Annotated in this window: 12 protein-coding genes; 8 read left to right on the top strand and 4 right to left on the bottom strand. The window is 69.3% G+C overall.

Translation table 11 applies throughout. The features are described from left to right. Nucleotides 1-30 precede the first annotated feature (30 nt). From AC4IJH_RS17305 to AC4IJH_RS17295, 3 genes are all read right to left on the bottom strand, one after another. Nucleotides 31-912, bottom strand: a complete 882-nt coding sequence (locus AC4IJH_RS17305) for a DUF4429 domain-containing protein (protein ID WP_490852622.1) — start codon at nt 910-912, stop codon at nt 31-33. Between the two features lie 111 nt (nt 913-1,023). Beyond that, nucleotides 1,024-2,241: an alpha/beta hydrolase gene (locus AC4IJH_RS17300; protein WP_490852621.1), complete on the bottom strand. Its 1,218-nt coding sequence runs from the start codon at nt 2,239-2,241 to the stop codon at nt 1,024-1,026. A gap of 226 nt (nt 2,242-2,467) precedes the next feature. Further along, nucleotides 2,468-3,145, bottom strand: a complete 678-nt coding sequence (locus AC4IJH_RS17295; protein ID WP_490852620.1) for a TetR family transcriptional regulator — start codon at nt 3,143-3,145, stop codon at nt 2,468-2,470. Between the two features lie 115 nt (nt 3,146-3,260). Here AC4IJH_RS17295 and AC4IJH_RS17290 point away from each other — a divergent pair, with 115 nt between their 5' ends. Both AC4IJH_RS17290 and AC4IJH_RS17285 read left to right on the top strand, forming a co-directional pair. Continuing rightward, nucleotides 3,261-4,862, top strand: coding sequence for an MFS transporter (locus AC4IJH_RS17290; protein ID WP_490852619.1), 1,602 nt, complete (start codon nt 3,261-3,263; stop codon nt 4,860-4,862). A 254-nt stretch (nt 4,863-5,116) separates the two neighbouring features. Beyond that, nucleotides 5,117-5,512 (top strand): peptidase inhibitor family I36 protein, encoded by a 396-nt coding sequence (locus AC4IJH_RS17285; protein ID WP_490852618.1) that lies wholly within the window; start codon nt 5,117-5,119, stop codon nt 5,510-5,512. Between the two features lie 366 nt (nt 5,513-5,878). Here the strand turns inward: AC4IJH_RS17285 and aceE are convergent, their stop codons facing one another. Next, nucleotides 5,879-8,611 (bottom strand): pyruvate dehydrogenase (acetyl-transferring), homodimeric type, encoded by a 2,733-nt coding sequence (gene aceE, locus AC4IJH_RS17280; protein WP_490852617.1) that lies wholly within the window; start codon nt 8,609-8,611, stop codon nt 5,879-5,881. Nucleotides 8,612-9,136: 525 nt separating this feature from the next. Between aceE and AC4IJH_RS17275 the strand changes: the two genes are divergently transcribed. The 6 genes from AC4IJH_RS17275 to AC4IJH_RS17250 all read left to right on the top strand — a co-directional run bounded on the left by AC4IJH_RS17275 (nt 9,137) and on the right by AC4IJH_RS17250 (nt 13,180). Beyond that, nucleotides 9,137-9,577, top strand: coding sequence for a DUF3052 domain-containing protein (locus tag AC4IJH_RS17275; protein WP_490852616.1), 441 nt, complete (start codon nt 9,137-9,139; stop codon nt 9,575-9,577). Nucleotides 9,578-9,702: 125 nt separating this feature from the next. Next, nucleotides 9,703-10,161 (top strand): peroxiredoxin, encoded by a 459-nt coding sequence (locus AC4IJH_RS17270; RefSeq protein ID WP_490852615.1) that lies wholly within the window; start codon nt 9,703-9,705, stop codon nt 10,159-10,161. Nucleotides 10,162-10,285: 124 nt separating this feature from the next. Next, on the top strand, nt 10,286-10,861 hold the full coding sequence (locus AC4IJH_RS17265) for a TerD family protein (RefSeq protein ID WP_490852614.1): 576 nt from the start codon (nt 10,286-10,288) through the stop codon (nt 10,859-10,861). A gap of 169 nt (nt 10,862-11,030) precedes the next feature. Further along, nucleotides 11,031-11,606 (top strand): TerD family protein, encoded by a 576-nt coding sequence (locus AC4IJH_RS17260; protein WP_490852613.1) that lies wholly within the window; start codon nt 11,031-11,033, stop codon nt 11,604-11,606. 119 nt (nt 11,607-11,725) lie between these two features. Next, nucleotides 11,726-11,908, top strand: a complete 183-nt coding sequence (locus tag AC4IJH_RS17255) for a hypothetical protein (RefSeq protein ID WP_490852612.1) — start codon at nt 11,726-11,728, stop codon at nt 11,906-11,908. 153 nt (nt 11,909-12,061) lie between these two features. Continuing rightward, nucleotides 12,062-13,180 (top strand): DUF475 domain-containing protein, encoded by a 1,119-nt coding sequence (locus AC4IJH_RS17250; RefSeq protein ID WP_490852611.1) that lies wholly within the window; start codon nt 12,062-12,064, stop codon nt 13,178-13,180. Nucleotides 13,181-13,274: the final 94 nt, after the last annotated feature.

The following is a 13,274-nucleotide window of genomic DNA, read 5'->3' as shown; positions in this document are numbered from 1 at the left end:
GGACGACACCCCGCCCATCCAGCGGAGCGCTCAGAGCTCCGCCAGCAACTCCGCCTTCTTCGCGCTGAATTCGTCGTCCGTCAGCAGCCCCGCGGCGTGCAGCTCGCCGAGCTGCCGTATGCGGTCGGCGATATCGGCCGGGTCCCGGCGCGGCTCGGCGGGCCGGCGCGCGGGTGCCCGGCGGTCCGCCGCGTCATCGCCCGGGGTGGCGGCCCGTACGGCCTGGAGCACCGCGGCGGCGAACGGCAGCGACTCGTGGACCGGCCCGTAACCGAGCCCGAACACCACGGCGGCCGGATCCTGGTCCGCCTCGCCGGGACGCTCCCAGGTCGCGCCGCGCTCCAGCAGGCGCAGATGCCCGTTGAAGATCTCCGGCGAGCGCCACTCGACCCCCGTCAGCGCGCTGACGGGGAAGTTCTGGTCCCCGCACTTCCACTTCGCCGAGGACGCGCCCGTCCAGAACCACCGGAAGGCGACCGAGCTGCCGTCGAAGAACGCCTTGCCGTCGTACGCCTTGAACTGCAAAGGAGGTTCGGGCGCGGCCACCAGATGGCGCTCGGCCGGGGCGTCGGCCTGCGGCCCGAGCACGGCGCGCAGCTCGTCGGCGTAGTACTCCGCCAGCGTCTCGCGCTCGGCGGGCAGCACCAGCCGGTAGGGGTCGGCGTCCTCCTTGAGCTGGCCGGCCGCCGCCTCCATCAGCGGGTCGGCGCCCGGTCTGGGCACGGCGCGCAGCACGACGCTTCCCTTTCTGCCCTGGGACAGCTCCACGGACTGCAGCGCCTCGTAGGGGATGCGCCGCTCGCCGAGCACCTGAAAGAGCCTCGGCCTGCGGATCCCCCGTTCGAAGCGGATGAGCACAGAGTCCGTGTCGAACTCCCAGACGGTGTGAAAACCGGCCAGCACATCACCCATGCGGCTCATCGTAAGCGGCGGTCGCCCGCCCGTCCCCCTTCCCGACACCATTGCGCTACGCGCGTCAAGCCGTCCCGCCCGCCGGGCCGCCGTCCGCTGCCCGCCCGCCGTTCACACCAGGTCCGTGGCGCAGTGGCGGTCGCTGTCCGCGCAGCGCACCGAGGCCGGCAGGCCGACCCCGACCCGTGCGAAGTTCTTCAGGCTCGTGGTGCCGGGCGTGAAGTACCCGGCGTGCCCGACGGAGTCCTCGGCGGACAGCACCCGCGAGCCGAAGGCGGGGTCGACCGGGTCGGCGCCGTGCCCGAGCCCGCCGACCTCCAGGTAGGGCACGTCCTGGATCCAGTCGTCGGCGTCCCGCATCGCCCACACCCGGGCCCGGGTGCCCAGCCCCGCGACGTTCTGTGTCCGCATGCCGGGGCTGCCCGCGACCGCGATGTCGCCGACGTTGGAGGGCAGCCGGCGGGCGGCGACCCCGCACACCACCGAGCCGTAGCTGTGGCAGAACAGCGAGACCGCGGTGGAGGCGGGCAGCGCTTTCACCAGCGCCTGCAGGCGTACCGCCCCGGCCTCGGCGGCCTTGCCGGTGGCGGCCTCCATCCCGAGCCCGGCGGGCGCGGAGTAGTCCGCCCAGGCGATCACGGCCGTACGGGCGCCGGGCCGGGCGGCCCGCTCGGCGTCGTACAGCGCCTGTCCCATGCCGGCCGGCGCGCTGGTGGCGCGCGCGGTCCGCTCGAAGGTGGCCAGGCTGGTGTCCACGCCGGGCACCACGACCGAGACCCGCCGCGCGCGCTCCAGATCGCCGAAGACCTCGGCCGCCCGCCCGTTGCCCGCCGGATCGAAGGCGAGGATCTGCCGGCCGCCGCTCATCATCGAGGTGAAACGGTGCATCAGCCGGCCCGCGTCCTGGCGGCCCACCGGGGTCAGCCGGCGGTCGGTCATCCGCTGCCGCGCGACCTCGCGGGCCTGGTCCAGGGCCATGCGGTTGGCGCGGTAGCGCAGCTGTACGGGGGCGCCGCCCATGTTGCCGACCACCAGCGGGTACTTCGCGGCGAGCTGCTGGCGGCGTACGGCGCCGAGCGAGGTGAAGAAGGCCGCGAGGGTGGCGGGGGAGGCCTGCGGGTCGGGCAGGCGCTGCCCGTGGAAGGAGGAGTGCTGCCAGGCGGCCCGCGCGGTGGCCAGCGGATCGGCGTCCTGGTCGGTGCCTCTGATGGCCGTCCAGCCGGTCATCGCAAGCATCACGAACACCACCACCAGAGCGAATGCCGTGCGCCAGGCGGTGGACTGCAGGAAACCGGAGGAGGGAGCGCCGAGGCCCGAGAAGGAAGTCACCGCGGGCCACCCTAGGAGAAGTGAGCGGGTGCCCGCTCCAGCCGTGAGTCATCTCACGTTTCACGGCGGGTATTTATCGCCACTTCGGACAGATGGCGGCCTTGTGTGCCCTGGGCCGCACAGGAATGGTCTGTTCCGGTCCGCCCCGTGCGGGCGGTGCGTCCCGTCCACCGGCCTTGCCCCGCCCGGCCGGGCCGCCCCCTTTGCGGGCGCTCTGTCCGCCTTCTCAGGCGCCCTGGCGTGTCGCCGTCCCGGTGCGCCAGCCGACGGCGACGGCGGGCCGCAGATGGTCGAGGTGGTTCATGGTGAGCTCGCGGATGGAGTCCACGGAGCAGTCCTCCCCCTCGCCCCACAGCCGCCCGGCCACCCGCATCACACCGCCGAAAGCGGCCACCACCACGCGCGGCCGGGGGTCGGTGTCCACATCCACGCCCTCCCGGCGGGCGATCAGCCCGGCGATCTGCTCCTCCAGCTCGGCCGAGCGCCACATGTTCGCGGCCATCAGCGAGGGCGTCGACTCGATCATCCGGTACGAGCGCATGTGCAGCTCCAGCGGGATCACCGACTCGATCGCGCTGCCGATGTCGTCCCAGGCGGCGAGTATGGCGTTGCGCAGCGCCTCGAAGGGCTCCTCTTCGGCCGGACGGTCCGCCACGGCCTGGACGAAGCCGCTCTCGACCATCCCGTGGACGGCGAAGACGACCTCTTCCTTGCTCGCGAAGTAGCGGAAGAACGTGCGCTGGGAGACGTCCACCGCGTCCGCGATCTCGTCCACGGTCGTGCTCTCGTAGCCGTTGGCCGTGAACAGCTCCAGGGCGGAGCGGATCAGGGCATCGCGGGTGCGCTGCTTCTTGCGCTCGCGCAGTCCGCACAGCGGCGTCGCCCGCGGCCTCGTGCTCGCCATCGTTCGTCACCTTTCCTCTGTATCCGCGCTGCTCAGAATACCTGTGAGCAAGATGACAGTTACCGACTCATGAATTGCTTTGTCAACTGTCAGTGGCTGTCATTAGCCTCGGGGTATGAGTTCTCAGACCCCGGTCGCCGAAGTCGCGCCGGACCTTCCCGCCCCGGGGCCTCGCAAGGGGCTGCGGGGCCATCCCTGGCTCACCCTCTTCTCCGTCGCGATCGGCGTGATGATGGTCGCCCTGGACGGCACCATCGTCGCCATCGCCAATCCGGCCATCAAGAACGACCTCGGCGCCTCGCTCGCCGACGTCCAATGGATCACCAACGGCTATCTGCTCGCGCTCGCCATCTCGCTGATCACCGCGGGCAAGCTCGGTGACCGCTTCGGCCACCGCCAGACCTTCCTGATAGGCGTGGTCGGCTTCGCGCTCGCCTCCGCCGCCATCGGGCTGTCCGGCGAGGTCACGATGGTCATCGTCTTCCGGGTACTGCAGGGCCTGTTCGGCGCGCTGCTGATGCCCGCCGCGCTCGGGCTGCTGCGCGCGACCTTCCCGGCCGAGAAGCTCAACATGGCCATCGGCATCTGGGGCATGGTCATCGGCGCCTCCACCGCGGGCGGCCCGATCGTCGGCGGTCTGCTCGTCGAGCACGTCAGCTGGCAGTCCGTCTTCTACATCAACGTCCCCGTCGGCATCCTCGCCGTGGTCCTGGGCCTGATCATCCTCAAGGACCACCGGGCGGAGAACGCCCCGCGCTCCTTCGACATCCCCGGCATCGTGCTGCTCTCCGGCGCGATGTTCTGCCTGATCTGGCCGCTGATCAAGGCCGAGGCCTGGGGCTGGGGCGATGTGAAGACGCTGGGCTTCCTGGCCGCCTCCGTCGTCCTGTTCGCGGCCTTCGCCTTCCTGGAGAGCAAGGCCCGCGAACCGCTCATCCCGCTGCGGATGTTCAAGTCCGTGCCGCTGACCGCGGGCACGATCCTCATGGTCCTGATGGCCTTCGCCTTCATGGGCGGCCTGTTCTTCGTCACGTTCTACCTGCAGAACGTGCACGGCATGAGCCCGGTCAACAGCGGTCTGCACCTGCTGCCGCTGACCGGCATGATGATCGTCGGCTCGCCGCTGGCCGGCGCCCTGATCACCAAGTTCGGCCCGCGCATCCCGCTGGTGGGCGGCATGGTCGTCACCGCCGTGGCCATGTTCGGCATGTCCCAGCTGGCCACCGACACCGGTACGGCCACCATGTCGATCTGGTTCGCCCTGCTGGGCCTGGGCCTGGCCCCGGTCATGGTCGGCGCCACCGAAGTCATCGTCGGCAACGCCCCGCTGGAGCTCTCCGGTGTGGCCGGCGGCCTCCAGCAGGCCGCCATGCAGGTCGGCGGCAGCCTCGGTACGGCCGTCCTCGGCGCCGTCATGGCCTCCCGTATCGACAGCGACCTGCCGGCCAACTGGAAGGAAGCGGGCCTGCCGCCGGGCTCGCCCGAGCAGATGGCCCAGGCCGCTGACGCGGTCTCGGTCGGTGTGGCCCCCGTCCCGCCGAACGCGCCGGCGCCGATCGCCGAGAAGATCACGGCCGTCGCCCACGACACGTTCGTCTCGGGCATGGGCCTGGCCTTCACGGTCGCCTGCGGGGTGGCGATCGTCGCGGCCGTGGTCGCCACCTTCACCAAGCGTGGTGCCAACGCCGAGGCCGGTGCGGGGGTCGGCCACATCTGACCGGCCGCATCTGGCCCACCACATCCGGCGGTCGCCTCCGATCCGACCGGCTGTATCCGAGGCGTGCCGCACGGCGGCGAACGGCTCAACAGGGCGCCCGGCGACGACAGTTGCCGGGCGCCCTGCGCTGTGCGGGCCTGCCCTCCTACGGGCGCGATCACTCGTTCAGGTGGCGACGCCGGGATTCTCTCGACGAGCGCACACCGCGGCCGTCACGCTGAGTGACGTCATCGCATTCCACGGGGGAGATTCCTATGCGTACGTCATGCGTCCTCGCGCTCACCGCCACCGCCGCCGCGCTCACCGCGACCCTCGCGGCACCACCCGCCCTCGGCGCGCAGGCCGCCCAGGGCCGTACGGCCTCCACCGCGGGCGCCTGCGCCACCGGCCAGCTCTGCCTGTGGCCCCGGACGGACTTCGGCGGCGCCCGCCGCACCTACGAGCTCTCCGACACCGACATCGAGAGCTGTGTCCCGCTCCCCAAGGGCGTCAGCGCCGCCGCCCTCGCCAACCGCACGGGCCGCCCCGTCACCACGTACCAGAGCGCCGAGTGCGCCGAGACCGGCGAGTTCGACACCTACCCCGGTGACGGGACCTGGGTGCCCCAATCCCCGTATCAGGTAAGGGCGTTCAAGATCTGGGAATCCTGAGGCGCGGGGCAGGTCTGCGCCCGCCGCACGGGGGTACTCGCCCGGGGAGCCCGAACTGGCAACCCCGGGAGGGAACGGGAGGGAAGATGGCGGGCTTTGGACGCGGCACCCGCAGCCGCACCCGCAGTCGCGCTCACCCGCGCAGGTACCCCCGCTCGCGAGGCCGGATGTGGTCGAGGAGCAGGCCGGATCGCGCAGCGTCGGCGCTCCTGGGGTCCGCGGGCGCCTCGCCGATGTAGCCGATGCAGGAGAGACGGCACAAGCAGCAGGAACGGCACGAGCAGCAGGAAAACTGCCGCGCCCCCGGCCGTCGACGACGGCCGGGGGCGCGGCAGTTGTGCAGAGGTCGGCTCTGCGCCGGGACGGCTACGCGTCGCCGCCGGCCTCGCCCGCCTCGGCGGCCGTGACGTCCAGCAGCTGGTAGCGGTCGATCGCCTGCTTCAGCGCCGAGCGGTCGATCTTGCCCTCCTTGGCGAGCTCGGTGAGCACACCCAGGACGATCGACTGCGCGTCGATGTGGAAGAAGCGGCGGGCAGCGCCACGGGTGTCGGCGAAGCCGAACCCGTCGGCACCCAGCGACTGGTAGGTGCCCGGCACCCAGCGCGCGATCTGGTCCGGAACCGCACGCATCCAGTCGGAGACGGCCACGAACGGACCCTCGGCGCCCTGGAGCTTGCTGGTCACGTACGGGACGCGCTGCTCCTCCTCCGGGTGGAGCAGGTTGTGCTCCTCGGCCTCCACCGCGTCGCGGCGCAGCTCGTTCCAGGAGGTCGCCGACCAGACATCGGCCTTGACGTTCCACTCCTCGGCGAGGATGCGCTGGGCCTCCAGCGCCCACGGCACGGCCACACCGGACGCCATGATCTGCGCCGGGATGGAGCCCGCCTCACCGTTCTTGATCTTGTGGACGCCCTTGAGGATGCCCTCGACGTCCACGTCGCCCGGCTCGGCCGGGTGCTGGATCGGCTCGTTGTAGACGGTGAGGTAGTAGAAGATGTCCTCGGCGTTCTCGCCGTACATCCGCCGCAGACCGTCCTTGACGATGTGCGCGATCTCGTACCCGTAGGCCGGGTCGTAGGACACACACGCCGGGTTCGTCGAGGCCAGCAGGTGCGAGTGGCCGTCCGCGTGCTGCAGGCCCTCACCGGTCAGGGTCGTACGGCCCGCGGTCGCGCCCAGCACGAAGCCGCGCGCGAGCTGGTCGGCCATCTGCCAGAACTGGTCACCAGTGCGCTGGAAACCGAACATCGAGTAGAAGACGTAGACCGGGATCAGCGGCTCGCCGTGCGTGGCGTAGGCCGAGCCCGCCGCGATCAGCGAGGCGGTGCAGCCGGCCTCGGAGATGCCGTCGTGCAGCATCTGCCCGGTCGGCGACTCCTTGTAGGCCAGCAGCAGCTCGCGGTCCACGGACTCGTACGCCTGGCCCAGCGGGTTGTAGATCTTGGCCGACGGGAAGAACGCGTCCATACCGAAGGTGCGGTACTCGTCCGGCGCGATCGGCACGAAGCGCTTGCCGATCTCCTTGTCCCGCATGAGGTCCTTCAGCACGCGGACGAACGCCATGGTCGTGGCGATCTTCTGCTGGCCGGAGCCCTTCTTGGCGCCCGCGTAGGCCTTGTCGTCCGGCAACTGCAGCGGCTTGGCGCGCACGACACGGGTCGGCACGTAACCGCCCAGCGCCTTGCGGCGGTCGTGCATGTACTGGATCTCTTCGGAGTTGCGCCCGGGGTGGTAGTACGGCGGCAGGCCGTCCTCCAGCTCCTTGTCCGGGATCGGCAGGTGCAGCCGGTCGCGGAAGCGCTTGAGGTCCTCGACCGTCAGCTTCTTCATCTGGTGGGTCGCGTTGCGGCCCTCGAAGTTCGGGCCGAGCGTCCAGCCCTTGACCGTCTGCGCGAGGATCACGGTCGGCTGGCCCTTGTGCGCCTTGGCCGCCGCGTACGCCGCGTAGATCTTCTTGTGGTCGTGACCGCCGCGGCCCAGGTGCTGGATCTGCTGGTCGGTCATGCCCTCGACCATCGCGCGCAGGCGGTGGTCGTCCCCGAAGAAGTGGTCACGGATGTACGCACCGGACTCGGTGGCGTACGTCTGGAACTGACCGTCGGGGGTGGAGTTCAGCTTGTTGACCAGGATGCCGTCCCGGTCCTGCGCGAGCAGCGGGTCCCAGCTCCGGTCCCAGACCAGCTTGATCACGTTCCAGCCGGCGCCGCGGAACTGCGACTCCAGCTCCTGCATGATCTTGCCGTTGCCGCGGACCGGGCCGTCCAGGCGCTGCAGGTTGCAGTTGACGACGAAGGTCAGGTTGTCCAGGCCCTCGCGCGCGGCCAGGGACAGCTGGCCCAGCGACTCCGGCTCGTCCATCTCGCCGTCGCCGAGGTAGGCCCACACGTGCGACTTGGAGGTGTCGGCGATGCCGCGGGCCTCCATGTAGCGGTTCATCCGGGCCTGGTAGATCGCGCCGAGGGGGCCGAGGCCCATCGAGACGGTCGGGAACTCCCAGAAGTCCGGCATCAGCCGCGGGTGCGGGTAGCTGGACAGACCGTTGGGAGCCTTGGACTTCTCCTGGCGGAAGGCGTCCAGCTGGGTCTCGTTGAGTCGGTCCAGAAGGAACGCGCGGGCGTACACGCCGGGGGAGGCGTGGCCCTGGAAGAAGATCTGGTCGCCGCCGTCGCCCTCGTCCTTGCCCCGGAAGAAGTGGTTGAAGCCCACGTCGTACAGGGAGGCGGAGGAGGCGAAGGTGGCGATGTGGCCGCCGACGCCGATCCCGGGGCGCTGGGCCCGGGAGACCATGACGGCCGCGTTCCACCGGGTCGCGTTCAGGACCTTGCGCTCGATCTCCTCGTTGCCGGGGAAGAACGGCTCGTCCTTGGTCGCGATGGTGTTGACGTAGTCCGTGCTGCGCATCTCGGGCACGGCCACGCGCTTCTCGCGGGCACGCTCGATCAGGCGAAGCATGAGGTAGCGGGCACGTTCCCGGCCTCGCTCATCGACGGCTGCGTCGAGCGAGTCGAGCCATTCCTGGGTCTCTTCGGGATCGAAGTCCGGGACCTGGCTGGGAAGGCCGCCAATGATGATCGGGTTGCGATCGGATCCGGAAGCCACGCTGTTCCTTCGCTATTGGTCGTGTCGTGCTCTGCACGCGTTTGATGCTGCGCACGCGGTCAAGTTCTGTCTCTATTTGAAGTCGCGCCGTCTTCCATCGTGTACCGCGTCACCGGGATACGTCATCTCTACCGGTGGGTAACCACCCCGTGAGAGACGGGCGCTGAAAGAGCCGCTCCACACGGGTGCGCAGGTCGGCCAAATCGCAACCATACGCCCATGTCGAATGTGCTTGGCGTACGGACGTACGACCTCCGAATGCCGGCCCATGCCCTCTCGGCCGCCCCCCAAAGGGCCCAGTCGCGCGCGACTACCCCACAAACCCGGCAGAACGCTGTGGTGTGAATCACTTCCCGCGGTCCGAGTGGGGTCGCAGTTGCGGCGACACGGCCCCAAACGTCAACGTTTCGGCGGTCTCGCTGGCCGGGTACTTGCGCGATCCGCCCGGCCCGTGTGGACTACGCCCAATGCTCCGCGCACGCGCGGGGTGCAACCCATTTACCGAAACATGACAGGAGGCAATCCGTGAGCGCGACCGCGGACCACGCGGAGGAGCGGACCAACCCGGCCATCAGGCTGGGGTTCGAGCCCGGACAGGTGGTCCAGGAGATCGGCTACGACGATGACGTCGAGCAGGAGCTCCGTGAAGCCATTGAGGCCGTGATCGGCCAGGAGATCGTTGACGAGGAATACGACGACGTGGCCGACGTCGTCGTGCTGTGGTTCCGCGATGACGACGGCGACCTCACGGACGCGCTGGTGGATGCCATCGGTCTGATCGACGAGGGCGGCGAGATCTGGTTGATGACGCCCAAGACCGGCCGTGACGGCTACATCGAGCCGAGCGACATCAACGAGGCCGCGCAGACCGCGGGTCTGTCCCAGACCAGGAGCATCAACGCCGGCAAGGACTGGACCGGCAGCCGCCTGGTGACGCCGAAGGCGGCCAAGTCCGGCAAGCGCTGAGCCAACGGCCGCACCCTCCCGCCGAGCCCCCCTCCACCACAGGTGGAGGGGGGCTCGGCGTGTGAAACCCGGCGCCGTAGGGTTGGGCGCAACCTGTTGAGCGTCAGCGGAAGGGAAGCGATCCCATGGCCATTGAGGTCGGCACGAAGGCTCCGGAGTTCGAGCTGAAGAACCAGCACGGCGAGCTGGTCAAGCTCTCCGACTTCAAGGGCGAGAAGGCCGTCGTGCTGCTCTTCTACCCCTTCGCGTTCACCGGTGTGTGCACCGGTGAGCTGTGCGCCCTGCGCGACGAGCTGCCCAAGTTCGTCAACGACGACGTACAGCTGCTGGCCGTCTCCAACGACTCGCCGTTCACCCTGCGGGTCTTCGCGGAGCAGGAGGGGCTGGAGTACCCGCTGCTGTCGGACTTCTGGCCGCACGGCGAGACCTCGCGCGCCTACGGCGTCTTCGACGAGGAGAAGGGCTGCGCGGTGCGTGGCACCTTCATCATCGACAAGGAGGGCGTGGTGCGCTGGACGGTCGTCAACGGACTGCCCGACGCCCGCGACCTGAACGAGTACCTCAAGGCGCTCCAGGCCCTGTGAACCTGGCCGACCGGACATCCTGTATTCGGTGGGAACCGGTCACTAGGATCAAATCGTTGATCCGATGCCATGCACGTCGGGGGCGCAAAACTAATTCGTTCCCCTCGAATCTATGGGAGGACTCGTGGGAGTCAGCCTCAGCAAGGGCGGCAACGTCTCGCTGACGAAGGAAGCCCCCAATCTGACCGCGGTCGTCGTCGGTCTGGGCTGGGACGCGCGTACCACCACCGGTACGGACTTCGACCTGGACGCCAGCGCGCTGCTGGCCAACGACCAGGGCAAGGTCGCCAACGACCAGAACTTCGTGTTCTTCAACAACCTGAAGAGCCCGGACGGCTCGGTCGAGCACACCGGTGACAACATCACCGGTGAGGGCGAGGGCGACGACGAGCAGATCAAGGTGAACCTCGCCGCGGTGCCGGCCGATGTCGCCAAGATCGTGTTCCCGGTGTCCATCTACGACGCCGAGAACCGCCAGCAGAGCTTCGGCCAGGTCCGCAACGCCTTCATCCGCGTGGTCAACCAGGCCGACAACGTCGAGCTGGCGCGCTACGACCTGTCCGAGGACGCCTCGACCGAGACCGCCATGGTCTTCGGCGAGCTGTACCGCAACGGTGCCGAGTGGAAGTTCCGGGCCATCGGCCAGGGCTACGCCTCGGGCCTGCGCGGCATCGCGCAGGACTTCGGCGTCAACGTCTGACGCCCGACCGCAGCACGCTGTGGCGACCGGCGCCGTACACCCCACGGGGAGTACGGCGCCGGGTGCGCTTGGGTCCGCGCCCCGAGGGGAGCGCCGAAAGCGCCTGAACGGCCGTAGCCACCGGTCCCGGTCCTACGGCACCACCGACACCGGGGAGGATGCGAACAACATGGGCGTCACGCTCGCCAAGGGAGGCAACGTCTCCCTCTCCAAGGCCGCTCCGAATCTCACCCAGATCATGGTCGGCCTCGGCTGGGACGCGCGCTCCACGACCGGAGCGCCGTTCGACCTCGACGCCAGCGCGCTGCTGTGCCAGTCGGGGCGCGTACTGGGGGACGAGTACTTCGTCTTCTACAACAACCTCAAGAGCCCCGAGGGCTCCGTCGAGCACACCGGCGACAACCTCACCGGTGAGGGTGAGGGTGACGACGAGTCGATCCTGGTGGACCTGTCCACGGTCCCCGAACGGGTCGACAAGATCATCTTCCCGGTCTCGATCCACGAGGCGGAGCTGCGCGGCCAGAGCTTCGGCCAGGTCAGCAACGCCTTCATCCGCGTCGTCAACCAGGCGGACGGCAGCGAGCTGGCCCGCTACGACCTGTCCGAGGACGCCTCCAGCGAGACCGCGATGATCTTCGGCGAGGTGTACCGCTACGGAGGCGAGTGGAAGTTCCGGGCCGTCGGCCAGGGGTACGCGTCGGGCCTGAGGGGCATCGCTCTAGACTTCGGGGTCAACGTTTCGTAAAGGGCCGCGTACGCAGCGTGGCCCCGGCGACGAAGACGGAGAGCCACCTGCTGCGCCTGGAAACGAGGCAGATGGCTCTCCGGGAGCTCGCCGCCCCGAGGGACGGGAGTCTGCTCATTATGCCCAGGGAAACCCAGCGGCCGGGCCTGCGTCCGGCCTCGGTGAGCCATGTCCTCATGTACTGCGCCGCGCTCGCCGCCGGTGTGGTGCTCGTCGTGACCGGCCGGGCCACTCCGGTCGAGGCGTCCGGTTACGTCTCCCCGTTCCTGGTGATCTTCGAGGGGGCGAGGGCGCGCAACTGACGGGCAGCGCCCGGCAACTCGGGCTTCGCGGCCGGGGCGGGGATCCTCCCGCCCCGGCCGGGGGGCGGGCGCTCTAAACTTCGGGGTCAACGTTTCGTAAAGCGCCGCGCGCTGCGCGCGGGGGATCCCACACAGCTAGGGAATGGGTAGGCAGTGCTCCTGAAAACCTTCGGCTGGTCGTTCGCCGTCACGGCGGGCGGCCTGGCCTTGGCCGGCGTCCTCTGGGGGTGGCAGGGGCTCGCGATCGTCGGAATCCTGTCGATCCTGGAGATCTCGCTCTCCTTCGACAACGCGGTCATTAACGCCGGCATCCTGCGGAAGATGAATGCCTTCTGGCAGAAGATCTTCCTGACCATCGGCATTCTGATCGCCGTGTTCGGCATGCGGCTCGTCTTCCCGGTCGTGATCGTCGCGATCACCGCGAAGCTCGGGCCCATCGAGGCCGTCAACCTGGCCATCACCGACAAGCCGCAGTACGAGCACCTCGTCACCGCCGCGCACCCCGCCATCGCCGCCTTCGGCGGCATGTTCCTGCTCATGATCTTCCTCGACTTCATCTTCGAGGAGCGCGAGCACAAGTGGCTGTCCTGGCTGGAGAAGCCGCTGGCCAAGATGGGCAAGCTGGACACCCTGTCCGTCATCATCGCGCTGGTCGTGCTGCTGGTCTCCGCGATGACCTTCGCCACCGACGTCGCCCACGGCGGTGGCGACAAGAGCGCCACGGTCCTGCTCTCCGGTGTCGCCGGTCTGCTGACCTATCTCGTGGTCGGCGGGATCTCCGGCTACTTCGAGGACAAGCTGGAGGAAGCCGAGGAGGGCGAGGAAGGGGACACCGCCAAGGAGGCGGCGCCCAAGAAGAACGGCACCGGCGGCGCCGTCGGCCTGGCCGGCAAGGCCGCGTTCTTCATGTTCCTCTACCTGGAGGTCATCGACGCCTCCTTCTCCTTCGACGGTGTCATCGGCGCCTTCGCGATCACCAACGACATCTTCGAGATGGCGCTGGGTCTGGGCATCGGCGCGATGTACATCCGGTCCCTGACCGTCTTCCTGGTCCGCAAGGGCACCCTGGACGACTACGTCTACCTGGAGCACGGCGCGCACTACGCGATCGGCGCTCTGGCGGTCATCCTGCTCGTCACCATCAAGTTCGAGATCAACGAGGTGATCACCGGCCTGGTGGGCATCGTCCTCATCGCGGCCTCCTTCTGGTCCTCGGTACGCAGGAACAGGCGAGAGGGACATCCCAAGGTGGAGCCATCTTCGGGGGTGTGACCGCACTCTGATTGAGGAACGCTTTCAGCAGGGCGTCGATGCGCGCCCGCAGCGGGGGGGGGGGGGGGGGGGGGGGGGGGGGGGGGGGGGGGCG

The organism is Streptomyces sp. UF-297, from assembly GCF_058245575.1.
This window is presented reverse-complemented; position numbering and strand designations above follow the sequence as displayed.

Bases quoted from the DNA above. Each gene is read 5' to 3' on its own strand.
- AC4IJH_RS17305 (WP_490852622.1), bottom strand. From the start codon at position 912: ATGGGTGATGTGCTGGCCGGTTTTCACACCGTCTGGGAGTTCGACACG.
- AC4IJH_RS17295 (WP_490852620.1), bottom strand. From the start codon at position 3,145: ATGGCGAGCACGAGGCCGCGGGCGACGCCGCTGTGCGGACTGCGCGAG.
- AC4IJH_RS17290 (WP_490852619.1), top strand. From the start codon at position 3,261: ATGAGTTCTCAGACCCCGGTCGCCGAAGTCGCGCCGGACCTTCCCGCC.
- AC4IJH_RS17285 (WP_490852618.1), top strand. From the start codon at position 5,117: ATGCGTACGTCATGCGTCCTCGCGCTCACCGCCACCGCCGCCGCGCTC.
- AC4IJH_RS17270 (WP_490852615.1), top strand. From the start codon at position 9,703: ATGGCCATTGAGGTCGGCACGAAGGCTCCGGAGTTCGAGCTGAAGAAC.
- AC4IJH_RS17260 (WP_490852613.1), top strand. From the start codon at position 11,031: ATGGGCGTCACGCTCGCCAAGGGAGGCAACGTCTCCCTCTCCAAGGCC.
- AC4IJH_RS17255 (WP_490852612.1), top strand. From the start codon at position 11,726: ATGCCCAGGGAAACCCAGCGGCCGGGCCTGCGTCCGGCCTCGGTGAGC.